The sequence below is a fragment of the Thioclava sp. F28-4 genome (genome assembly GCF_002020045.1).
In the GTDB taxonomy this organism is placed as follows: domain Bacteria; phylum Pseudomonadota; class Alphaproteobacteria; order Rhodobacterales; family Rhodobacteraceae; genus Thioclava; species Thioclava sediminum.
Map to the genome: position 1 here is coordinate 127,298 of NZ_MPZQ01000008.1, position 22,351 is coordinate 149,648.

General features: G+C 65.5%; 24 protein-coding genes and 1 riboswitch. Of the genes, 9 read left to right on the plus strand and 15 right to left on the minus strand.

Features of this window, described 5'->3' with window-relative positions; all coding sequences use genetic code 11:
- Positions 1–102: 102 nt before the first annotated feature.
- From ehuB to BMI87_RS16760, 7 genes are all read left to right on the plus strand, one after another.
- Positions 103–945 (plus strand): ectoine/hydroxyectoine ABC transporter substrate-binding protein EhuB, encoded by an 843-nt coding sequence (gene ehuB / locus BMI87_RS16730; RefSeq protein ID WP_078522754.1) that lies wholly within the window; start codon positions 103–105, stop codon positions 943–945.
- Between the two features lie 76 nt (positions 946–1,021).
- The gene (gene ehuC / locus BMI87_RS16735) at positions 1,022–1,687 is read left to right on the plus strand and encodes an ectoine/hydroxyectoine ABC transporter permease subunit EhuC (RefSeq protein ID WP_078522755.1); all 666 of its coding nucleotides are present in this window, start codon (positions 1,022–1,024) and stop codon (positions 1,685–1,687) included.
- Between the two features lie 3 nt (positions 1,688–1,690).
- On the plus strand, positions 1,691–2,362 hold the full coding sequence (gene ehuD, locus BMI87_RS16740; protein ID WP_078522756.1) for an ectoine/hydroxyectoine ABC transporter permease subunit EhuD: 672 nt from the start codon (positions 1,691–1,693) through the stop codon (positions 2,360–2,362).
- On the plus strand, positions 2,362–3,177 hold the full coding sequence (ehuA, locus tag BMI87_RS16745; RefSeq protein ID WP_078522757.1) for an ectoine/hydroxyectoine ABC transporter ATP-binding protein EhuA: 816 nt from the start codon (positions 2,362–2,364) through the stop codon (positions 3,175–3,177). The genes ehuD and ehuA overlap by 1 nt, the downstream gene beginning before the upstream one ends.
- A gap of 102 nt (positions 3,178–3,279) precedes the next feature.
- A complete protein-coding gene (locus BMI87_RS16750; protein WP_078522758.1) occupies positions 3,280–4,329 on the plus strand; it encodes a pyridoxal-phosphate dependent enzyme in 1,050 nt (349 codons plus the stop codon).
- Positions 4,322–5,497 carry a Xaa-Pro peptidase family protein gene (locus BMI87_RS16755; protein WP_078522759.1) on the plus strand — a complete coding sequence of 392 codons (1,176 nt, stop codon included), beginning with the start codon at positions 4,322–4,324 and terminating at the stop codon, positions 5,495–5,497. Before BMI87_RS16750 ends, BMI87_RS16755 begins: the two co-directional genes overlap by 8 nt.
- Entirely contained in the window at positions 5,497–6,210 is a 714-nt protein-coding gene (locus tag BMI87_RS16760) for an aspartate/glutamate racemase family protein (protein WP_078522760.1), read from the plus strand. The genes BMI87_RS16755 and BMI87_RS16760 overlap by 1 nt, the downstream gene beginning before the upstream one ends.
- A 43-nt stretch (positions 6,211–6,253) precedes the next feature.
- Here the strand turns inward: BMI87_RS16760 and BMI87_RS22220 are convergent, their stop codons facing one another.
- From BMI87_RS22220 to BMI87_RS16830, 15 genes are all read right to left on the minus strand, one after another.
- On the minus strand, positions 6,254–6,418 hold the full coding sequence (locus BMI87_RS22220) for a peptidase M23 (protein ID WP_146681647.1): 165 nt from the start codon (positions 6,416–6,418) through the stop codon (positions 6,254–6,256).
- Complete coding sequence (locus BMI87_RS16765) at positions 6,415–6,903, minus strand: hypothetical protein (RefSeq protein WP_078522761.1); 489 nt, start codon at positions 6,901–6,903, stop codon at positions 6,415–6,417. The genes BMI87_RS22220 and BMI87_RS16765 overlap by 4 nt, the downstream gene beginning before the upstream one ends.
- Positions 6,904–6,906: 3 nt before the next feature.
- Positions 6,907–8,181: an agmatinase family protein gene (locus BMI87_RS16770; RefSeq protein WP_146673635.1), complete on the minus strand. Its 1,275-nt coding sequence runs from the start codon at positions 8,179–8,181 to the stop codon at positions 6,907–6,909.
- 105 nt (positions 8,182–8,286) lie between these two features.
- The gene (locus BMI87_RS16775; RefSeq protein ID WP_078522762.1) at positions 8,287–9,078 is read right to left on the minus strand and encodes an ABC transporter ATP-binding protein; all 792 of its coding nucleotides are present in this window, start codon (positions 9,076–9,078) and stop codon (positions 8,287–8,289) included.
- A complete protein-coding gene (locus BMI87_RS16780; protein WP_078522763.1) occupies positions 9,075–9,887 on the minus strand; it encodes an ABC transporter permease in 813 nt (270 codons plus the stop codon). The genes BMI87_RS16775 and BMI87_RS16780 overlap by 4 nt, the downstream gene beginning before the upstream one ends.
- 57 nt (positions 9,888–9,944) lie before the next feature.
- Positions 9,945–11,012, minus strand: a complete 1,068-nt coding sequence (locus tag BMI87_RS16785; protein ID WP_078522764.1) for a putative urea ABC transporter substrate-binding protein — start codon at positions 11,010–11,012, stop codon at positions 9,945–9,947.
- 96 nt (positions 11,013–11,108) lie between these two features.
- Positions 11,109–11,217: riboswitch (guanidine-I (ykkC/yxkD leader) on the minus strand.
- Between the two features lie 209 nt (positions 11,218–11,426).
- A complete protein-coding gene (locus BMI87_RS16790; RefSeq protein WP_078522765.1) occupies positions 11,427–12,644 on the minus strand; it encodes an efflux RND transporter periplasmic adaptor subunit in 1,218 nt (405 codons plus the stop codon).
- A 3-nt stretch (positions 12,645–12,647) separates the two neighbouring features.
- Positions 12,648–15,011 carry an ABC transporter permease gene (locus tag BMI87_RS16795; protein WP_078522766.1) on the minus strand — a complete coding sequence of 788 codons (2,364 nt, stop codon included), beginning with the start codon at positions 15,009–15,011 and terminating at the stop codon, positions 12,648–12,650.
- Positions 15,012–15,015: 4 nt separating this feature from the next.
- Positions 15,016–15,720: an ABC transporter ATP-binding protein gene (locus tag BMI87_RS16800; protein WP_078522767.1), complete on the minus strand. Its 705-nt coding sequence runs from the start codon at positions 15,718–15,720 to the stop codon at positions 15,016–15,018.
- Positions 15,721–15,859: 139 nt separating this feature from the next.
- On the minus strand, positions 15,860–16,354 hold the full coding sequence (locus BMI87_RS16805) for a hypothetical protein (protein WP_078522768.1): 495 nt from the start codon (positions 16,352–16,354) through the stop codon (positions 15,860–15,862).
- A gap of 146 nt (positions 16,355–16,500) precedes the next feature.
- A complete protein-coding gene (locus BMI87_RS16810; protein WP_078522769.1) occupies positions 16,501–16,887 on the minus strand; it encodes a DUF302 domain-containing protein in 387 nt (128 codons plus the stop codon).
- A gap of 28 nt (positions 16,888–16,915) precedes the next feature.
- The gene (locus tag BMI87_RS16815) at positions 16,916–18,301 is read right to left on the minus strand and encodes a rhodanese-like domain-containing protein (RefSeq protein ID WP_078522770.1); all 1,386 of its coding nucleotides are present in this window, start codon (positions 18,299–18,301) and stop codon (positions 16,916–16,918) included.
- Positions 18,302–18,436: 135 nt separating this feature from the next.
- The gene (locus BMI87_RS16820) at positions 18,437–19,801 is read right to left on the minus strand and encodes a HAMP domain-containing sensor histidine kinase (protein ID WP_078522771.1); all 1,365 of its coding nucleotides are present in this window, start codon (positions 19,799–19,801) and stop codon (positions 18,437–18,439) included.
- On the minus strand, positions 19,801–20,466 hold the full coding sequence (locus tag BMI87_RS16825; protein ID WP_078522772.1) for a response regulator transcription factor: 666 nt from the start codon (positions 20,464–20,466) through the stop codon (positions 19,801–19,803). The genes BMI87_RS16820 and BMI87_RS16825 overlap by 1 nt, the downstream gene beginning before the upstream one ends.
- Positions 20,466–20,816, minus strand: coding sequence for a PepSY domain-containing protein (locus BMI87_RS16830; protein ID WP_078522773.1), 351 nt, complete (start codon positions 20,814–20,816; stop codon positions 20,466–20,468). The genes BMI87_RS16825 and BMI87_RS16830 overlap by 1 nt, the downstream gene beginning before the upstream one ends.
- Before the next feature lie 125 nt (positions 20,817–20,941).
- Here BMI87_RS16830 and BMI87_RS16835 point away from each other — a divergent pair, with 125 nt between their 5' ends.
- Both BMI87_RS16835 and BMI87_RS16840 read left to right on the plus strand, forming a co-directional pair.
- The gene (locus tag BMI87_RS16835) at positions 20,942–21,412 is read left to right on the plus strand and encodes a PepSY domain-containing protein (RefSeq protein WP_078522774.1); all 471 of its coding nucleotides are present in this window, start codon (positions 20,942–20,944) and stop codon (positions 21,410–21,412) included.
- 460 nt (positions 21,413–21,872) lie between these two features.
- Entirely contained in the window at positions 21,873–22,340 is a 468-nt protein-coding gene (locus BMI87_RS16840) for an N-acetyltransferase (protein WP_078522775.1), read from the plus strand.
- Positions 22,341–22,351 lie beyond the last annotated feature (11 nt).

The window sequence follows — 22,351 nt, forward strand, 5'->3', positions numbered from 1 at the left end:
AATGTGATCTGCTTGACACTCCCCGGAATCTCATAGGTGTTGTGTACATCAAGCGCGGAAGGCTGTCGGCTTTCCGTTAACAAGAGCCAACAGGAGAGACGCATGAAATCGATTTGGAAATCTGTCGCCGCTGCCGGTATGGGCCTCGCGATGAGCGCCACCGCCGCACTGGCCGGACCCCTGATGGACCGTATCAACTCTGGCGAGCCGATCCGCATCGGCTTTGCGAACGAAGTTCCGTGGGCCTATCCGGGCGAAGACAACAAGCCGCTGGGCTTCGTGAACGCCTATGTTCTGGGTGTGCTCCACGAGATGGGCTATGACAACATCACCCCCGTCGTGACCGATTGGGGCGGGCTGATCCCGGGCCTCAACGCGAACCGCTTCGACATGGTCACCGGCGGTCTCTACATCCTCAACTCGCGCTGCCAGAACGTCGCGTTCTCGGAGCCGATGGCGAAGGTGGGCGATGCGTTCATCGTGCCCAAGGGCAACCCGAAGAACCTGAACAACTACGGGCAGATCGCCAAGGCTGGCGCGACCTTCGTGACGGGTGCGGGCTATAATCAGGTGGAATCCGCAGCCAAGGGCGGCATCCCGGATAGCGACGTGATGACCGTGCCGGGTCCGACTGAAATCCTCGCCGCCGTGAAAGCGGGCCGCGCGGATGCAGGTGGCGTGACCTACTTCACCGCGCAGAACCTTGCCAAGCAATCGGACGGTTCGGTTGAAGTTTCGGATGTGAGCCAGCTTCCCGAATGGACCCAGAACTGGGTCGGCATCGGCTTCCGCAAGGCGGATCAGGACTTCGTCGACAAGTTCAACGAAGCTCAGAAGAAGTATCTCGGTTCGGACGCGATGATGAAAGCGGTCGGCGAGTACGGCTACTCGAAAGGCAACCTGCCGGGCGACAAGACCGCCGCAGAAGTCTGCGAGATGCGCTAAGCGCAACTGCTGAAGACATGGACGGGCCTGCGCATGGCCCGTCCATTTTGACATTCACCGCCGGGGCGGGACGGGAATGAGTTACATAGAATTTTTGAAAGAATACGGGCCGCGCTTCTGGGACGGCACGCTCGTGACGGCGGGGCAGTTCTTCCTGGCCTCCGCTCTGGCGATCGCCATCGCGCTTGTTGCCGGGCTGATGAAGCTCTCGCGCAACGGGCTGATCCGGGGCATCGCCGTCGTCTATATCGAGATTTTCCGCGGCACCTCGCTGCTGGTCCAGCTGTATTGGATCTTCTTCGTGCTGCCGTTGTTCGGGCTGACGCTGCCGAAATTCACCGCGGGTTTCGTCGCGGTGGGGATGAACCTCGGGGCCTACGGCGCCGAGCTGGTGCGCGGTGGCATCCAATCCGTGCCGAAAGGGCAGTGGGAGGCGGCCTATGCGCTGTCGATGAGCCCGATGAGGCGGATGTGGCGGATCATCCTGCCGCAGGCTTTCGTCAACATGCTGCCGCCTTGGGGCAACCTGCTGATCGAACTGCTGAAGAACACCGCGCTGGTCGCGCTGATCTCCGTGTCGGACCTGATGTTCGAAGCGAAGCAGATCAACGGCTCCACCTTCCTGTCGGCGCAGACCTTCGGCACCGCGCTGATCATCTACTACGTCTTCGCGCGCTTCATCGTGACGCCGTTCATGCGCTGGCTGGAGCTGGTCATGCGGCGCAAGCTGGGGAGGGCCTGATCCATGGGGTTCAACTGGAAATGGGAATTCACTTGGGAAATCCTGCCCAAGCTGATGCATGCGACGCTCAACACGCTGATGGCGGCGGGCTTCGGCTATGCCATCGCGGTGGTGCTGGGCATGGTCTTCGCGCTGGCCCAACGCACGCCCTACTGGGCGCTGACCAAGGTCGTGCGCGAATTCATCGAGTTCATCCGCTCGACGCCGCTGATCCTGCAGATCTTCTTCGTCTATTACGTCGGCCCGCAATTCGGCCTGAAGCTGGGGCCGTGGACGGCAGGCATGATCGCGATCGGGCTGCACTATTCGGCCTATCTGTCGGAGGTCTATCGCGGCGGTCTCGACGCGGTGCCGAAAGGCCAATGGGAGGCCTGCACCGCGCTGAACATGTCCACCCGCGACACCTATTGGCGCATCGTCATCCCGCAGGCCATTCCGCCCGCGCTGGCGGGGATGGGCAACTACCTCGTGGGGATCTTCAAGGATACGCCGATGCTCTCGGTGATCGGGGTGGCCGAACTGATGCACACCGCGAATGCGATCGGCTCGTCGAGCTATCGCTATCTCGAACCCTATACGCTGGTGGGGATCATCTTCCTCGCCATCTCGCTTCCCACCGCTGCCCTGATCCGCGTCTTCGAGGATCGCGTGCGGCGTAAACTCGGATTGAAATGATGGAAGACCTTTCGAACTATCCGCTCGAACTGACGGGCGACAATGTGCCGATGGTGCGGTTCCTGAAAGTCACCAAGCGCTATGGCGATCTGGTGGTGCTCGACCAGCTCGATCTCGACGTGGCCGAGGGGGAAATGGTCACGATCATCGGCCCGTCCGGCTCGGGCAAGACGACCGTGCTGCGGATGCTGATGACGCTCGAGACGATCAACGAGGGCGTGATCTACGTCGACGGCAAGCCGCTGACTCATATGGAGAAGAACGGCAAGCTGGTGCCCGCGGACCGCAAATATCTGCGCAAGGCGCGCAGCCAGATCGGCATGTGTTTCCAGCATTTCAATCTCTTCCCGCATATGACCGCGCTGGAGAATTGCATGGAAGGGCCGGTGCAGGTTCTGGGCATGAAGAAGGCCGAGGCGCGCGAGCGGGCCGAGGAACTGCTGGAACTCGTGGGCATGTCCGACAAGCGCGACCAACACCCCTCGCGGCTCTCGGGTGGTCAGCAGCAGCGCGTGGCGATCGCGCGGGCGCTGGCGATGCGCCCCAAGGTGATGCTGTTCGACGAGGTGACCTCCGCGCTCGACCCAGAGGTGATCGGCGAGGTGACCAATGTGATCCGCTCGCTGGTGGAGAAGCACAATCTGACGATGCTGATGGTGACGCACCAGATGGGCTTCGCGAAGGACATCTCGGATCGGGTCTGCTTCTTCTTCGACGGCAAGATCGAAGAGCAGGGCGCGCCCGAAGATCTCTTCGGCAACCCGCAGAAAGAGCGCACGCAGCAATTCCTCTCGGCGGTGAAAGAGGCCGACTGACGCGCCTCACGATGTCGCGCAATGGCCTTTCTGAAAAGGTCATTGCGTGCGCGGACGTCTCGTTGCCTTATGGGCCTGCTTCCATCGCAGCGAGGGTCCGATATGCCGATCATCATAGACAATCCCTGGCGCGGTGACGGGCTCGACCCGGAGGGTGTTCAGCCCATCGCGGACGCCTCTGGCGTGGCCAGCCTGCTTGCCCAATGTCCGGCCCATCGCGAGACCCCGCTGCGCGCGGCGCCCGAGATTGCGGAGCGCGCCGGGGTCGGCAAAGTCTGGATCAAGGACGAGCGTGAGCGCATGGGGCTCGGCAGCTTCAAGGCGCTGGGCGCGGTCCATGCGATCGCCCGGGAGGCGGCGGCGAGGGCCGAAGGCGGCGACCTGCAAACGGCCCTCGCCGGAGAGACCTATGTCGCAGCCAGCGCGGGGAACCATGGCCTCTCGGTCGCGGCAGGTGCGCGGATATTCGGGGCCCGCGCGATCATCTATCTGGCCGAGACCGTGCCCGCCGCCTTCGCCGCGCGGTTGGAGGCACGCGGGGCCGAGGTCGTGCGCGCTGGCGCGGAGTATCAAGCGAGCATGGAGGCCGCCGAGACGGCCGCTGCCGAGAATGGCTGGACGCTTTTGTCGGACAGCTCGTGGGAGGGCTATGTCGACCTGCCGCCGCTGCGGGTGATGGAGGGTTACACCCAGCTTGCCGCCGAGGCCGTCGCGCAGATCGACGCGCCGCCCACCCATATCCTGCTGCAGGCGGGGGTGGGCGGTCTCGCGGCCGCCGTCGCGGCGCATGCGCGGCTCGTTTGGGGCGACGGGCCTCAGATCATCGTGGTCGAACCCGATGCGGCGCCTGCGCTGATCGAGAGCATTCGCGCAGGCCATCTGGTGAGCACAGAAGGGCCGGTCTCCGCGACGGGACGGCTCGATTGCAAGACGCCTTCGATGGTGGCGCTGGCGGGTCTATCGCGCGACGCGGATCGCTTCGCCACGATCACGGAAGCCGAGGCGCAGTCCGGCGTCGATATCCTCGCGGAGCACGGGCTGGCCACGACGCCTTCGGGCGGGGCAGGGCTGGCGGCTCTGCTTGCCGGGCTGTCGCTGGGTCCCGAGGCGCGCGTGCTGGCGATCCTCAGCGAAGGCCCGGAAGATGGCTGAGCGCTCGCTCATCTTCCCGGCGGAGGAGTTTCGCACCCGCGTCAGCCGACTTCAGGCCGAGATGAGCGCACAGGGTCTGGATGCGCTGTTCCTGACCTCGGCTGCGGATATCTTCTACGTCACGGGCTTTTTGACCCGGTTCTGGGAAAGCCCCGCGCGCCCGTGGTTCGTGATTGTCCCGGCCAGCGGGGCGCCGGTCGCGGTGATCCCCTCCATCGGGGCGGAACTGATGGGCCGCACATGGATGACGCAGGTTCGCACTTGGGATGCGCCCGATCCGACGGATGACGGCGTGAGCCTGCTCGCCGAGACGCTCTGCGATCTGCTGCCCGAGAGCGCGCGGATCGGGGTTCCGATGGGGTTGGAGACGCAGCTGCGGATGCCGCTCGCGGATTACGCGCGGCTCGGGGAGCGTATCGCGCCGCGGCGCTTCATCGACGGCACCGCCGCGATTCAGCGGGTGCGCGAGATCAAGAGCGAGGCGGAGATCGAGAAGATCCGTAGGGCCTGCGCCATCGCGGGCCGTGCCTTCGCGCGGGTGCCGGAATTCGCGGGGCCGGGGCGTCCGCTCGACGGGATTTTCCGCGCCTTCCAATCGGCGCTGCTGGAGGAGGGGGCCGACTGGGTCAGCTACGTCGCCGGGGCGGCGGGGCCGTCGGGCTATGACGATGTGATCTCGCCTGCCGGGCCCGAGCCGCTGCAAACCGGCGATGTGCTGATGCTGGATACCGGCGCGGTGCGCGACGGGTATTTCTGCGACTTCGATCGCAATTTCTCGGTCGGTCCGGCGTCGGAGCCGGTGCGGCGCACCCATGCCGCGCTCTGGGAGGTGACCGAGGCGGTGATGGCGCAGCTACGGCCCGGGATGCGGGCGCATGATGCGCATCGTCTGATGGTCGAGGGGCTCGCGGCGCGCGGTGTCGCGGCGGGCGATGGGCGTCTGGGCCACGGGCTGGGGATCACCCTGACGGAATGGCCGTCCTTCACCCCGCGCGACGACACCGAACTGCGCGAGGGCATGGTGCTGACGCTGGAACCCGGCGCTTGGGTCGAGACCGCGCAGGGTCCGCGCCGCCTGTTGGTCCATGAGGAAAACATTGTCCTGCGCGCGACCGGGGCGGAGCTGCTGTCGCCGCGCGCCCCCGAAACCCTGCCGGAGCTGAGCTGATGGCCGATTTCCCCTATCGTCTTCGCGAAGACGCCACGCCAACGATGGGGCTGATCGTGCTGCGCGTGGACGAGACCATCGAGGATGAATTCCGCCGCTACATTCCGCCGGGCGATGCGCGGATGCATGTCACGCGCGTCCATTCCGGCGATGACCTGACCCCGTCGAGCATCGCCGAGATGGAGCGCGCTTTGAGCGGCGCGGCGGCGCTGCTGCCGCCTGCGGCGACGTTCGATGTGGTGGGCTATGGCTGCACCTCTGGCGCCGCGCTGATCGGGCCGCACGAGGTGCGGGCGAATGTCATGGCGGGCGTCACGACGCGGCATGTGACCGATCCGCTGAGCGCCGCGCTGGCGGCGATCTCCGATCTCGGGCTGGAGCGCGTGGGCATCGTCTCGCCCTATGTCGCCTCGGTCGCGGAGCCTCTGCGGGCGGCCTTCGTCGCCGCGGGGATCACCGTCCCCGCGACGCTGTCTTTCGGTGAGGAGGTGGAGGCGCGGGTGGCGCGGATCGACCCGGCCTCGATCGCGGAGGCGGCGCGAAACCTTGCAGGGCAGGCCAAGCTGGACGGGATTTTCCTGTCCTGTACCAACCTGCGCACGCGGCGGATTTTGCCGGAGCTGAAAGCGGAGCTTGGGATGCCGGTGCTCAGCTCGAACCAGGCGCTGGCCTGGCATATGCGCAAGCTGGCGCGGCTCGGGGAGCCGGAGTGAACAAGGCGCCCGTCGGGGCGCCTTGTAAGGTCGCTTCGAAAAATCAGCGGCGCGATCTGACGAATTCGACGATGCCATAGACCGCGAGGGCGGCGACGCCGACGATCAGCATCGGCTCGACACCATGGGTGTGGAATTGCGTGCCGGAATGCGCGAGGGCCGGGCTGGCGAGCGTTGCGCCCAGAAGCGTTGCGAAGGTCTTCTTCATTGGTCGATCTCTTTCTTGCGTTGAGTGAGGAAGTCGCGGATGTCGAGCACGGATTTCTCGTCCATCGATACGTAGATCAGCGACATGTTGGTGCGTTCGCGGACCATCTCGCCCGGGAACGGAAGGTAGGACAGTTCGCGCGAACCGAAGGAGGGCGAGGCGGTGCCCACCTGCCATTCGGTCTTCAGCTCCACATCCACGAGTTTCAGCGATTTCGGTCCCGTGGACGAGGGGCGCTCGAAGGGGACGCCCGCGAGCTTGAGATAGCTCGTCTTGTCGGAGGCCTGCATGAAGCCATCGATGAACTGCGTGGCCAGAACCTGCAGGTCCGCCGCCTCGTCCTCGTGATGCATGTGGCTGTGCAGATGCTCGCCATGGGCGTGGTTGTGACCATGCCCGTGATGCGCGTGGTCATGGGAATGCCCGTGGCTGTGCCCGTGATCGTGGTGGTGACGGTGCCCGTGGGGGGCGTGATCATGCGGCATGGCTCAGCCCACCTTATGCGGTTCGGAATTCGACCAGCGTTTGCCCTCGAATTCGCCATGGGGCAGCGAGACGGGCTTGTCGATATGCTTGCGATGCGCGCCGAGTTTGCCATTGGCGACCAGCGAGCCCAGCACGTCCACGATCACCCGCGTGCCCATCAGCGCGGTGATGTCGGACACGTCATAGGGCGGCGCGACCTCGACCAGCTCCATCCCGCAGATGCCTTCAGCGGCGATGCCGGAGGCGAGCGCCAGCGCCTCGCGCGGCAGGAAGCCGCCCGGTTCGGGCCAGCCGGTGCCGGGCACGAAACCGCAGTCGATGGAGTCGATATCGAAGGACATGTAGACCATGTCGACGCCGTCCCAGGCCATCTCGAGCGCCATCTCGATCGTCTTGTCGATGCCCATCTTCTCCATGTCGCCCATGGTGATGATGTTGGTTTCACGCTCGCGCGCGACCTTCACCGCCTCGCGCGGGACCTGCCAGCCACCGATGCCGATCTGCACGAGGTTCTTGGCCGGCACGTTGGGCAGGTTGGTCGAGTGGAACCACGGCGTGGTGTGCATCCGCTCGTCGAGGTCTTTTTCCTGAATGTCGGCATGGCGGTCGAAATGGACGATGCCGATCTTCTTCGAGGTGCATTCTGCGATGCCGCGCACACAAGGGAAGCCGATCGAGTGGTCGCCGCCGATCATGATCGGGAGCGAGCCCGAGGAGAAGACGTGGCTGACCGCGCGGCTGATCTGGTCGAAGCTCTTCTCGATATTCGCCGGGATGGTGAACACGTCGCCCGCATCGCAGAGCGTCATCTGCTCGCGCAGGTCGACGCCGATCTCGTAGTTGTAAGGCGTGTAGAGCGCGGAGATCTTGCGCACGCCCTGCGGTCCGAAGCGGGTGCCCGCGCGGTAGGTGGTGCCGCCGTCGAAGGGGATGCCCAGCACGGTCGCGTCGTAGTGCGAGACCTCCAGCACGTCCTCGGCATAGGGCGCCTTCAGGAAAGTGTTGATGCCCGCGTAATGGGGCAGCTCGCCGCGCGCGAAGGTCGGGATCGACTTGTCCTCGATGCTGTCCGCGCCGGTCAGACCCATGCGCAGCGCCCAGCGGCGTTCCTCGTCCCAGCGGCCTTCGGGGAGTTCCGCCTCTTTGCGCATCGCCTTCCAGCCGGCGAGCTTGGTCAGGTCCGGGTGGTGCTGGCGGCGCTCGCGCAGGGCATGCGCCGCGATGGCCGCTTGCGGGTGGTGCGGGCGCGATCGCCCGCCTGGCAGGTCATGGAACATCTCTGTCTCCAATCTATCGAAGCCCCGGATCGGGGCAGGCTGTCTGGACCTTGGCGGCGGCCCGCGCGCGGGGCCCAGCGGCGCGCGCGGTGAAACTTGGGCCTCTCAGTCCGGCGCGGGCGCGGGGTCGCTTTGCGCGGCCAGAGAGGGGATCTTGTCGAGGATGTGCTGATACGGAATGCCGTGATCGCGGGCGTCGAAATCATAGGTGATCGTCGCGCCGTAGCGTTCGGGGTAATCCGGGTCCCAGCGGGTCTTGTCGAAGACCAGAACGCGGTCGCCCAGCTTGAAGCCCTCACCAAGATCATGCGTGACCATGAAGACGGTCATGCTGGTCTCGGTGCGCAGCTGCGTCAGGAACTCATGCATCGAAAGCCGCGTGCCGGGATCGAGCGCGCCGAAGGGCTCGTCGAGCAGCAGGATGCGCGGGCGGGCATGCAGCGCCTGTCCGATGGCGAGGCGTTGCTGCATCCCGCCCGAGAGGGTCGAGGGGTAGTTCTTCGCCACATGCGCGAGCCCGATCCGCTCGAGAACCTCATCGGCGCGCGCCCGGGCCTCGCGCAGTTTTGCGCCGCGAAACCAGCCCCAGCCTTTCGGGAAACTTTCGGCGGCGACGATGTTGTCGCGCACGGTCATATGCGGGAAGACCGAGTATTTCTGAAACACCACGCCGCGCTCGCGCCCCGGCTCGCGCGCAGGCGTGCCGCCATCAACGGTGATGCGGCCCCGCGTCGGCGTCTCGTCGGCCAGCAGAAGCCGCAGGAAGGTGGATTTGCCGCAGCCGGAGGCGCCGACGATCGAGACGAACTCGCCCTCGGCCACGTCGAGATTGACCCGTTCGATGATCGGGCGGCCGTCGTATTCCTGAAACACGTCGCGGACGGTGACGAAGCTCATAGCCCACCTCCCAGCCACGGGAAGGCTTTGCGCGAGAGCGTCTTGAGCGCGAAGTCGATCAGGAAGGCGAGTAGCGTGATCCAGATGACGTAGGTCAGGATGATATCCATCGCGAGGTAACGCCGGACGAGGAAGATGCGGTAGCCAAGGCCGACCTCGGCCGCGACGGCTTCTGCGGCGATCAGGAACAGCCAAGCCGCCCCGAGCGAGAGGCGGATGGCCGCGATCAGGCGCGGCAGGATTTGCGGCAGCACCACACGCAGCGCGATGACCCATGTGGAGGCGCCCAGCGTCTGCGCCTTCACGATCTCTTCGTGCGGAATGTCGAGCACCCGCTGCGAGAGGTCGCGGATCAGGAAGGGTGTGATCCCGATAACGATCAGCACGATTTTCGAGGTCTCGCCCAGTCCGAAAACGATGAAGAGGATCGGCAGCAGCGCCAGCGGCGGCACCATCGAGAGCACCGCGACGAAGCTCGACAATCCGCGCCGGACGTAAGGCAGCAGCCCGATCCCCACCCCGACCGTCAGCGAGATCAGCGCCCCGATGCCGACCCCGAAGGCCAGACGCCGCAGGCTCGCGAAAGTATCGGCCCAGAGGAGGATTTCGCCGGTACGCTTGTTCGGTTCGGTGAACAGCCGCCCGGCGGTGTTCATGATGGTCTCGGGCGCGGGCAGAAGCTTGTCCTGCGGGTTCGCCGCGAGCCGGATTTCCGAGCCGATCCAATAGGCGATCAGCACCGCCACGAAGGGCAGCGCGGCCAGCAGGATGCCGGTGGGCCGGGTCGGATGTCGGTTGAGCAGACGCATGGGCGCTTTCGGCAATTGGCGGAAAAAGGGCCCGGCCCGAAGGCCGGGCAAGTCAGATCAAAGCGCGCCGTCGGCCGCCATCTGCATGTAGGTCGTGTCGAAGCGCAGCTTCACATTGCCTTCGTCGCCTGTCACCGAGCCGTCGGGATATTCGACGCCCACGAAATCGGCCGAGGGCGCATCGACGCCAAGGATGCCCTTGTCGAACAGGAAGTTCGCGACCGTCGTCATGGTCTCGGGCATTTCGGCGCTCGAAGCCTGCTCGACCGCCTTGGCCGGATCGTAGAACATCGCCGTCGCGGCGAGCTGGGCCTTGTAGCCTTCGAGGTCGGTGCCGGCGGCCTCGGCCATCGCGGTCAGGGCCTCTTCGTCGCCTGCGGCCATCTTCGACATGACCTCATACCAGGCGCCGACCACGGCCTTGCCGAAATCGGGATTGTCCTTGAGCGTCTCGGTATTCACCACCATCAGATCGAGGATCTCGCCCGGAATCTGCGAGCTGTCGAAGAGCTTGTTCGCATCCGGGTTGGTGTCGAGGATTTCCGACACCAGCGGGTTCCACGTCACGACGGTCTCGACCTCGGGGGTCGCGAAGGCGGCGATCATGTCGGCGTCGGAGGTGTTCACGACACCGGCCAGATCCTTCTCGGCCAGCCCGGCCTTGTCGAGCGCGCGCGCCAGCAGGTAATGCGAGACCGACAGCTCGACGAGGTTCACCTTGGTGTCCTTCAGCTCCTCGATCGAGGTCGCTTTCTTCGAGATGATCGCGTCGTTGCCGTCGGAATAGTCGCCGACGATCAGCGCGGTCGTGTCGACGCCGCCGCCCGACGGGATCGAGAGCGTGTCCATGTTCGTCGCGGAGACACCGTCGAAGCCGCCCGCGGTGTATTGGTTGATCGATTCCACGTAGTCGTTGATCTGAACGATATCGACGGTGATGCCGTATTTCTCGGCCCATTTGTCCATGATCCCCGAGCTGTCCAGATAGCCCCAGGGCATCCAGCCGGCATAGATCGACCATGCGAGTTTGAAATCGGTTTTCTGCTCGGCCATCGCGGGCGAGAGAGAGGCGGCGAGAACGCCCAAGCTGAGGGCCGTGGCGGACAGGAATTTCGTTCTGGTCATGGTCTTCCCCGTTGGCATGCGTCCCGCCTTTTTATGGCGTAGAGGCCGACCCGCTGGCGGAACAAGAGATGAGGCGCGGGTCAGACCTGCGCAGTAATCTCCCGGGATTTTGGCCCGCCGTGTGCCCGCACGGAATTTGCCGCGTGGGTGGCACTTCTCGGACCAGACCTGCCTTCTCGGCAACGGAACCCTAAGCGCCCTGCAGGTTCATTCGGGCATGACCTTGGTGCGTTTCCAAAAGTGGAGAGGGGGCAAAAGCCGCTTCGATTGCGGCTCGCATGGCATTTGGGCGCAAAAAACTCTCAAGTGATGGTTTTTTGAGCGCCACCCCAAGCATTTTTGATCGGTTGGTGCGCTTTTCGTGCGGCTTCGTGATTCCTCGCGAGGTGGTTGGGGCGGGGCGTGAGGCGCAACTTAACCGCCGGACCGCGCCTCCACCGGCGCGCCGTCTTCCAGCGTCTCGACCGGATAGAGCACGACCTTGTCGCCCTCGCTCAGACCGTCCTGAAGCTCGGCATAGGTGCCGTTATCGGTCCCGATTTTCACGTTCACTTCCCGCGCGCGCCCGTCCTCGACCTTGAAGACGGCCCAGCCGGTGCCGCGCCGGAACAGGGCGCTCGACGGCACCCTCAGCGCGTCGGGGTTCTGCCAGACCACGATCCGGGCGGTCACCTGAAAGCCGTGGCCCAGACCGGCCCGCTGCGCGGAATCGCCGGTGAAGGCGATGACCACGCCAACGCGTTGCTCCTCGACGCCCAGGGCCGACACCTTCGTCGTGCCCGATGGATCGATGCGGACCACCTTGCCCTCGAGCACATCCGGCCCGCCCCAATCGGTGATCTCCACCGGATCGCCGAGGCGCACGCGCACCGCGTCGCGCGAGAGAAGATCGGCCACCACTTCGAGCCCCTCCGAGATGTCGCCGATCTCCATGATCGGGGAGCCCGCAGAGAGCACGGTCTCGTTCTCCTGCAGGATTTGCAGCACCGTTCCCGTGGCGGGCGCATAAAGGGGGATCGGTTCGACCCCGTCGCTGTTGTTCGCGGCGGCGTCGTTCTGCAGCACCGATTTCGCCGAGGCCAGCGCCGCCTCGCGCATCGCGATGGCAGCTTTCGCGGCGGCTTCCTGCGCGGCGGCGTAATCGGCATTGATCTGATCGCGGTCCAGCTTGGACTGGCTGATCGTACCGGAAAGCGCGAGCCGCTGCGACCGCGCGAGATCGCTATCGGCCTGTTCGCGCATCGCGACGGCGGCGCGGTAATCGCCCTCGGCGGCACTCAGCGCGGCCTGAGCTTCGGCCAGCGCGGCCTCCGCCTGCGCCCGGCTGCGCGCATCCAGTACGGCGGGCAGGGCAGGGCGCATCCGGGCGACGACCGTCTCGTTCGCGACGACATGATCGCCGACATGGATATCGAGCCGTTGCAGCCTGCCGCTCACCGGGGTCGAGACCGTGTAGCTTTCGCTCACGCGGGTCCGGCCATCATCCTCGATGACAAGCTTCATCGGGCCGCGCGTGACCTCGCCCATATCGACGGTCTGCGGCTGCGGCCAAAGCAGCGCGGCGATTGCGCCTGCCGCGATCAGGCCGATCAGGATGAGAATGAGCCATCTGGTCCGGGGTTTTGGTGTCACGGGTCAGTCCCTCGCCTTGAGCGCCGATATCATGTTCAACCGATCCAGCGCGCGGCGCAACATCAGGATCGAGGCCAGCGTCGCCGAGACCACGACCAGCACCGCCATCGCGATGCTGGGCAGATCGAAGCTGACGCTGACCCGGTAGAGTTCATTGGAGAAAACGCGTGCGATCAACTTGGCAAGCGTCCAGCCGAACCAGATGCCGACCGGGAGCGCGCAGGCGACCAGCAGGGTGATCTCCCCGGCCAGGATCAGGGTCACCTCGGAGCGGGTGAAGCCAAGGACGCGCAGGCTCGCCAATTCATGCGCGCGTTCGGCGAATGCGTTGCGCGCGGCGTTGTAGACGATGCCGAAGCTCAGCACGAAGGCGATCGCCCCGAAGACGAAGCGCATCTGGCCCGCGCCCTCGTCGGCGATTTCACGGAACGCCGCCAGACTGTCGGATTTGATCGAGACGCCCGCGACTTTGGGGCGCTCGCGCAGCTCGTGCAGAAGCTCAGGCGACGGGGCGCCCTCGGTGCGGATCGAGACCGAGGTGATCCGGTCCGCCTCGCCCACGGCCCGGGTCAGCGAGTCGAGGCGCATATAGGCCGGAGCGCCCAGCAAGGTGTCGGAGATCGCCGCGACCGGCAGCGACAGGGTTCGTTTGCGGCCCTCGGTGACTTCGGCGGTGAGGTTTTCGCCCGGCTGAAGTTTCAGCACATCGGCGAGCCCCCGCGAGATCACGACGCCCTGCGCGGGCAGGGCGATCGGCTCCAGATCGGGCCGCAGCGCGCGGTTGAGCTGCGCATCCTCGGACAGGCCGGTCAGTTCGCCGCGATGGGTAATGACGCCGTTGCGGAAGAGGACCGGCACGTAGCGCGTCGGCTCGGCCTCCAGCACGCCGGGCAGGTGCGCGATCTCATGCGTCACATCGCGCGAGACGGGGTGGATAAAGCTCACCGTCGCGTCGGAGCGGTCGGCAAAGCCGAAGGTGACATCCATGGTGTGATCGAAGCCAGAATAGATCATCAGCATCGCCATGTTCAGCGCGAGCCCCGCGGCCACGCCCGCAACGGTGCCGAGGCTGCGCACCGGTTGCCGCGTGATCTGGCGCAGGATCATCCGTCCCGGCTGGTCGAAGAAACTCGTGACGATCGCGAGGAAGCCGACGCGGCCATGGGTGAAATCGGGCGGGGCCGGGGGACGCATCGCCTCGGCGGGCGTCAGGCGGAACACCGTGCGCAGCGCAATCGCCGCACCGAGCGCGGCGGCGATCAGCGAGAAGGCGAGGCCCCCGGCGAAGGGGCCGGGATGCATCGAGAAGACGAGATAGGGGAATTTGTAGAATTCCATGTAGAGCCCGGTGATCGACCGCCCGAGCATCACGCCCAGGGCCGATCCGAGCAGCGCGCCCGCGAAGGCGATCATCAGCGCCATTTCTAGGTAGTGCCCCGCGATCTCCGCACCGCTATGGCCGAAGGCTTTCATCAACCCGATCTCGCGCCGCTCGGCCTGCACGATCCGGGTGATCGTGACGTTGAGCAGGAAGGCCGCAACGGCGAGGAAAATCGGCGGTAGAAACACCCGCGACTGGCGTAGACCCTTGAGTTCTTCCTCGATGAAGCGCGCCGAGGTCTGCTGGTCCTGCACATATCCGGCGCCGCCGCCATAGGGCGCCATCAGCTGGTCGAGATCGGCCAGCACCGCCTTGCGGGGCCGCTCGCGCGTGGTGAGCGCCAGCACCTCGTTGAACGCGCCGTCGAGATCGAGCACGGCGGCGGCTGCCTTGCGCTCCATCCAGATCACGGCGAAGCGGCCATCGGTCGGGAAGAATTCACCCGGTGCGGGCATGAACAGAAACTCCGGCGCGCGGGCGAAACCGACGACATGCAGGCGCTGGTGGCGGCCTTCGACGGTGACGCCGAGCGTGTCGCCAAGCGCGATCCCGCGTGCGGCTGCGAACGTGTCGAGCAGCACGACCTCGTCGCTGCGTCCGGCGATGGGCTTGCGTCCCGCCGTCATCAGGATGCCGTTCAATCCCGCCGGGCCGGGCAGCGACAGGATGCGCGCCTGCACCGGCTCGCCGCCGTCTGCGTCGATCCGACCGAAGCCGCTGATCCGGCCCTCGGCGGCCAGCACACCGGGAATCGCGTTGACCTGTTCCATCATCGAGCTGGGTGCGCGGGTGAGTGGCTCGAAGACCTGCGCCAGCCGGTGCCGTTCGAAATAGGCGTCGCGGGTGACGGTGAGCGTATCGGTCAGCCCCGCCATCATCACCTGCACCATCACGCCCAGAGCGACGACCGCCGAGATCGCAAGCGCCTGCGCCCGGATGCGCCAGAGGTCGCGGAACAGCTTGCGATGGAGAACGGTCAGGGCCATCGGCTCACCATTCGATCTCGGCAGGATCGGCGCGGGTCTCGTTGACAATCGTATCGCGCAATTGGCCATCGGTGAAATGCAGCACGCGATGCGCCATCGCTGCCGTCGCCGCCGCATGGGTGACGATCAGAACGGTGGTGCCCAGCTCGCGGTTCACATCGTTGAGTACCTGCAGCACGCGCCGCCCCGTCGTGCTGTCGAGCGCCCCGGTCGGCTCGTCGCAAAACAGCACCGCCGGGCGCTTCGCGATGGCGCGCGCGATGGCGACGCGCTGCTGCTCGCCGCCTGACATCTGCGCCGGGAAATGGTCGAGTCGTTCCTCCAGCCCCACCAATCGCAGCGCCTCGCCCGCATCCATCGGGTCATGCGAAATCTCGGTCACCAGATCGACATTCTCGCGCGCGGTGAGGCTGGGCATCAGGTTGTAGAACTGGAAGACGAAGCCGACATGGCTGCGCCGATATTGCGTCAGCGCCCGGTCGGACATTTCGGTCAGGTTCTGATCGCCGAACCACGCCTGACCCGAGCTTGGCCTGTCGAGCCCGCCGATGATGTTGAGAAATGTGGATTTGCCGCTGCCCGAGGGGCCCAGCAGCACGACGACCTCGCTGCGCGGAATTTCCAGCGTCACCTCTCGGAGCGCGTGAACCGCGGCAGGACCTTCGCCGTAGGTCTTCGACAATGCTTCGGTGCGAAAGGCAGGCTGCACGCTCGGCCTCTTGAGATAGATCGGGCAGAGTGCCCAACCCGGATCAGATCACAGCTTCTTCAGGCAGTCAAAATTTGTCGGCTCTGGCGGGGAGTTGAGCGCTTCAGCGTGACCCCGACGCATCGCGTCGCAGGCGTCGTCAGGTGCTGAGGCTGTGGAAGAAGAGGTCGATTTCCAGCGCCAGTCCGAACTCGAATTCAGCCAGCTCGGGATGGGTCCATTCGTGCTGTTCGAGATGGTCGAGGAAGTCGCGCCGTTTGCGCTCGTCGCCCGCATCCAGCGACAGGGTCTCGGCGGCGCGCAGCAGGTCGATCCGCTTATGGACCTCGCGCATGGCGGAGAAGGCTTCCATCATAACCGGCATCAGGCGCGGCTCGCTCTGCCAGGTTTGCCCGCCGAAGACCTCTTGCACGACACGGTTGCCGGAACCTAGGCAATCATAGGCGACGCAGCCCGCCATGCCTTCCTGCGTCAGCTTGTCGTGGATCGAGCAATCGTGCCCACAAAGGTGCCGACAGGGCTCGCCGGGGTTCTTGCTGAAGGCGAAATCCTTGCCCTTGTCGAAGGCCAGCACCAGACAGCAGAGGGCTGCGCATTGCGAACAGTCGGTCTTGAGACGATCGGTCTGGGGCATTCTGGCCTTCGCTTAACGGGACTTCGCATGGGAAGTCGTCGGGCCGTGATATCCCGCAAAACGGCTCTCGAATGCAAGGGCTGCGCGGGACGCGCGCGCCGATGCCCCGGCAGCGGAGGAGGCCTCGCTGCCGGGGGCATTCCAGCTCAAAGGGCGTCGATCGCCTTTGCCAGCATGTCGCGCACTTCGCCCGCGACCGACTTGAGTTGCGGATTGTCGATCGCCGTCATCGAGGCTTCCGGGTCGATTGCGCAGACGAGGATGTCCGAACCATCCTGCCGCAGAATGACGTTGCAGGGTAGCATCGCGCCGACATTCGGCTCCAGCTGGATCGCCTGATGCGCCATCTTCGGATTGCAGGCGCCGAGGATCAGGTAGCCGGGCATGTCCGCGTCCAGCTTCTTCTTCATCGTGCCCTGCACGTCGATCTCGGTGAGCACGCCGAAGCCTTGCTCCTTCAGGGCCTCGCGGGTCCGGGTGTCGGCCTCTTCGAGCGTGGTATCGGTGAGGCGTTTGTCGATGGTGTAGCTCATGGCCTTGGCTCCTTGAGTTGAAAGCGATTCAGGTTTCGACCGGGTAGTCCTGCGCGGACCATGCGCCGAAGCTGCCCGGCACGGCCGAGATACGGTCGAACCCCGCGCGATGCAGGAGGCTCGCGGCGAGGCTGGCGCGGTAGCCGCCCTGACAGTAGACGGCGTAGGCGGTCGCGCGGTCGAGCTGGTCCATCTCGTCTTCGAGCGTGCCGAGGAAATGATGGACGGCGCCGGGGATACGGCCGCCGTCCCATTCCTCGTCCTTGCGCACGTCGAGCGGGGTCAGATCGCTGCCCTTCAACTCCTGCACGGTGACCTGCGGGATATGCGCGAGCGGTCGCCCGGAGGTGCGCCACGCGGCGATGCCGCCGTTCAGGTAGCCCGCGAATTTCGTGAAGCCGACGCGCCAGAGACGCAGCACGGCCTCATCGATGTCGCTAGCTTTTTCGCTGACAAGCGCGATGGGCTTGTCGGGATCGAGCATCCAGCCCGCCCAGACCGACAGGATCGGCTGCAGCCCGATATTGAGCGACCCTTCGATAAAGCCGCCGCCGAAGGCGAGCATGTCGCGGAGGTCGACGAGTTGCACGTCATCCTTGGCGATGAGCGCCTCGAACTCCTCCGGCGTCTTGCCGATGCAGCGCGGCAATCCGTGCATCACCTCGGGGCCCGCCGCGTTCACCTTCTTGAGGCGCGGGTAATGCGTGGGCACCGGCGGCGCGTCCTTCGTCATCTCGTCCTTGAAGGCCTGCAGATCGGTGATCTGGACATATTTGTTATGGGCTTTCTCATAGGCGATGCTGGTCGACATCCGGTCGCCGATATTCGGCCCGCAGGCCGAGCCCGCGCCGTGACAGGGATAGACCAGCACGCCCTCGGGCAGCTGCATGTAGAATTCCTGCGTGGTGCGGAACAGCGCCTCGGTCAGTTCCTCGGTCTTGTCGTCGCCCAGAAGGTCGGGCCGACCGACCGAATCCACGAAGAAGGAATCCCCGCTCAGCACGCCCCACGGATCGTCATTGTCCTTCTCGTAGAGCAGGAAGGAGACGTGCTCGGGCGTGTGCCCCGGCGTATGCCGCGTCTCGAGCGTGAGTTGCCCGAAGGTGAATTTATCGCCGTCGCGGATGCCTTCATGCGCGAAATCATATTCGGCGCCGCCTTCGACGCTGACGCAAAGCTTGGGCGCGCCATCCAGCCGGTTCACCAATTCGCGCGCGCCCGACAGGAAATCGGCGTGGATATGGGTCTCGAACACATGGGTGATCGTCAGGCCGAGCGCCTTGGCGCGCTCGATATAGATGTCGCAATCCGGGCGGGGATCGACGACGGCGGCGGTGCCACTGCCGGTGTCGCCCAAGAGGTAGGAGCACTGGGCGATCCCTTCCGCAAGGATCTGTTCAAAACGCATGGTCATGTCATCTGCCTCCGACTTTCCGTCCGTTCAGGATTGCTGGAGGAATGCGTGGGGGGCGATTCACGTTCCGAATTCTGAATGTGTGTGCCGTCGGATCGGGCATAAAAGATCCGTGAGGATCGCCCTGGCGCGTGGTCAGGTGCGGCGGGCGTGAGCTGAGCCCGCGCGGGCATCGGGCAGGATCAGGGTCACGCGCAGCCCGGTCTCCGCATTCGCGATGCTCAGCTTGCCGCCGACGGCCTGCGCGATCTCGGCGCTGATCGACAGGCCCAAGCCATGGCCGCTCTCGTCGGCGCGCGCGCCGCGTTTCTGAAGATGTTCGATGCGGTCTGCCGAGATGCCGGGGCCGTCGTCTTGCACCTCGACTGCGATCGCCGCGTCACGGCGGCTGGCGCGGATCGTGACCTGCGATGTGGCGTGGCGGCTGGCATTCTCGATCAGCGCGCCTAGGGCTTCGGCCAGATCACTGGCGTCGAGCGGCACCTGCAGATCCTCGGGCACGGCGATGTCCCACTCCACCGCGCTGCCCGTGGGCGTGCGGCGAATGACCGAGACGATCTGCTGCACGACGGGGGCCACCGTGGCCTTGTCTTTCACGACGCGCCCCGCGAGGCGCGAGCGGGTCAGCTCGCGATCGACATGGCGGCGCATCGCCTCGGCAATTTCCTCGATGGCGGCGGCGGGCTCGGTCTGGCCGCTCTGGCGCAGCCGGTCGGCCTCACCCATCAGCGCCTGCAGCGGCGTCTTGAATCCATGCGCGAGATCGGCGGCGCGGTGGCGCGCGCGGTCCAGTTCGGCCTCGCGGGCGTCGATCAGCGCATCGACCTCGTTCGCGAGCGGCTGCACCTCTTTCGGGAAATCGCTGCCAAGCCGCCGCTGTTCGCCCGAGCGCACGGCGAGCACGCGGCGCCCGACTTCCGACAGGGGGCGCAGGCCGAAGAAGAGCTGAACCCATCCGGCAACGATCAGAGCGGCGGCGAGGATCGCATTATAGGGCAGCAGTTCCTTGAGAAAATCGTTGCGCGCCTGATCCAGATCGGTCGTCGTCAGCGCGACCGCCGCGCGCACTTGGCTCCCGCCCAGCGAGGGCGGCAGGGTCACGCTGCGCTCCAGCGTCAGAAGGGTGTCGCCTGTCTGGTCGGGGAGACGATGCACGTGAATATGCCCGTCTGGCAGCTCATCGGGCGGCAGGGGCAGCGCGTAATCCCAAAGCGAGCGCGACCGCAGCAGCGTGTTGCCGAGGTCGATCTGCCAATAAAGCCCGCTCAGAGGTTGATCGAAGCGCGGATCGGCGGGCGGCGTTTGCAGCGCTAGCCTCCCGTCGGCATCGCGTCCGAGCGCCGCCACGACCTGATCGAGTTGCACCGACAGTTCGGCCTCGGCCCGGCGCTGAACATGGGCGGCGAACAGCGCCGTCAGCGCGGCGGAGGCAATCGCCAGCGCCAGCACCACCGCCAGCGCGCCGCCAAGCGCGAGCCGGAGGCGCAGCGACAACCGCATCACGCGTCGCCGCCTTCGAGGAAATAGCCAAAGCCGCGCCGCGTGCCGATCACGCCGGGGCCGAGTTTGCGGCGCAGCCGCGCGACGAGCGCCTCGAGCGCATTGGCCTCGCGCGAGTCGTCATCGCCGTAGAGATGTTCGAGCAGTTCGGTCGGCGGCACAACGCGGTCGCGATGCAGCATCAGGTAGGAGAGAAGCCGGAACTCCAGCGCCGTCGCCGCGATCGGCACGCCGCGGATCGACACGCTCATCCGGTTCGCGTCGAGCGTCAACTCGCCCACGCTCTGGTTCGACGAGGCCCGCCCCGCCGAGCGCCGGATCAGGGCCCGCGCCCGCGCCACCAGCTCTTCCATGCGGAACGGTTTGGGGAGGTAGTCATCCGCGCCAGCGTCGATCCCCTCCACCCGCTCGGTCCAGGCGCCGCGCGCGGTCAGCACCAGCACCGGCATCTCGCGATCATTGGCGCGCCATTTCTTGAGGATGCTCAGCCCGTCCATCTTCGGCAGGCCCAGATCGAGAATGACGAGGTCGTAATCTTCGGTATCGCCCAGAAACCACGCATCGAGCCCGTCCGCGCAGGTCTCGACGAGAAACCCCGCCGCTTCGAGCGCAGCCTTGAGATCCGCCGCGATCCTCTGGTCGTCCTCGACCGCCAATACGCGCATTACTTGTCCCCGTCGCGCTCGCTGTCTTCGGGACTACCAATCGGCAAACCGGTCGCCGCGTCAACCTCAAGCTCGATGATCCGGCCTTCCGGGGTGATCAGCTTGAGCTCGTAGACATAGTGACCGTCATCCGATTCGAGATCCAGCTTGATGACGCGGCCGCCGAAACGGTTGCGCACGCCGCCGAGGATTTTCGACAGCGGAAGGATCTCTTCACGCTCGACCGCGCTGCGCGCCCGGTCGTGATCCGAGCCGCCTCGGCCCGAGCCGCCTCCGCCGCCCGCGCGATCGGCGAGGGCGGGCGTGGCCGTGACCAGCGAAAGAAGAAGGAGGGTCGTGAGCGTTTTCATACGGCTTTCCTAGCGCAAACAAGCTGACAGAACGCTGACAAAGCCCGTCAGTACGGCGTCAGAGTGATTCTGCCAATGTCGTCTCATCCGGGCAACTCGCCCCTATCCGATCACAGGAGTTAAAGATGAAACGCACTCTTCTCTTCACCGCCGCCCTCGGTGCCGCTGTCGGCGCATTCAGCCTCGGTGCCGCACAGGCGCAGGGTCCTGGCGGCAATGGGAATGGCGGCGGCGGGCAGTCGGGCGGTCAGGTCATGCTGCCGCAGAAGAATGCCACGCAGACCAAGTCCCAGAACCGCGAGACCTACGAATACCGGAACGAATATCGCAACTCGTATCGCAATGGCGAGTCCGAGGGCGAATACGGCATGCCGTCGAACTACCGCGAGGAAGTTCGCAACATGAATCAGGCACGCGAGCAGTGGAAGAAGATGGACGAGGTCGCCAGCGACCTGCGTGCCGAGGGCTACCAGATCAGCAAGATGGAGATGGAGCGCTACAGCTATGAAGCCAAGGTGCGCGATCGCGACGGTCGTCGGCTTGAGCTGAAGCTCGACCCGGTGTCGGGCGAGATCATCGGCTCCGAGCTGGACTGATGAGCGAAGGAGCGGCCAGTCGGGTCTGAGGCCCTTTCGTCCGCTTCGGATACTGCGGGCTGGTGGCGAGATTCGCCACCGCCCACCTGACACTCGACCTGAGTGTCCTACATTTGGGAGGCGTGCTCCTCGCGAGCCTCTCCCATCCCGAACACCTCGCGAGAGCCATGGTCACCGGCCGCAGACACGCCTGACCTGAGCCGCGGGGTATCGAGCGAGCTTTGTTGTGCCGTCCCCACACCCCTCACAAAGCTCGCTCGATTATTCTCCAAAGCTCCGAACTAGTGAATATCCGAGCGCCGCTATCTGCTGGCCGACCGCTCGGGCCTACCCGCACCGTGGACATGGACGCAGTTGCGGGGCGCCCTCCGGTTGACCCGCACTGGACTTCTGTGTCAGGCACGCGACCTTTCATGAGGACCCTCGGCGCACGTGCCGGGCCCAGCCGAAGGAAGGACATATGGCACTTACCCTGCGCCGCAACCGCGATCGCGATCTGGCACCCTTGGCAGCGATGCTGTCGGACGCCGAAATCCCGTTGCTCAATCCCAATGCGAAAGTCCCTTTCGACGAGATGGAATGGCATCAGAAGTGGCTTGGAGACCGCGAGGATGTCTCCTTCTACCTACAGGATGCCGCGGGGCGAGATGTGGGTTTCTTCGCGCTGCGAGAGGGTGTCGGGCCAGAGGTGCGGCACCTGACCTATGTCTATCTCGTCGAAGAGGCACGCGGTGGCGCCGCTGCGGAGCTTACGAGCCATGTGGAGCAGGCAGCACGCGACCTCGGGGCGCTGACCCTGACCTTGAAGGTGGAAGTCGACAACGCGCCAGCCCACAACGCCTATCTCTCGGCTGGTTATGAGGAGCTGTCGCGGCGTCAGGGCATGGCCACGATGCGGCTGGATCTGGAGGAGCGGCCCGCCGAGTGAGCGGGCCCTCT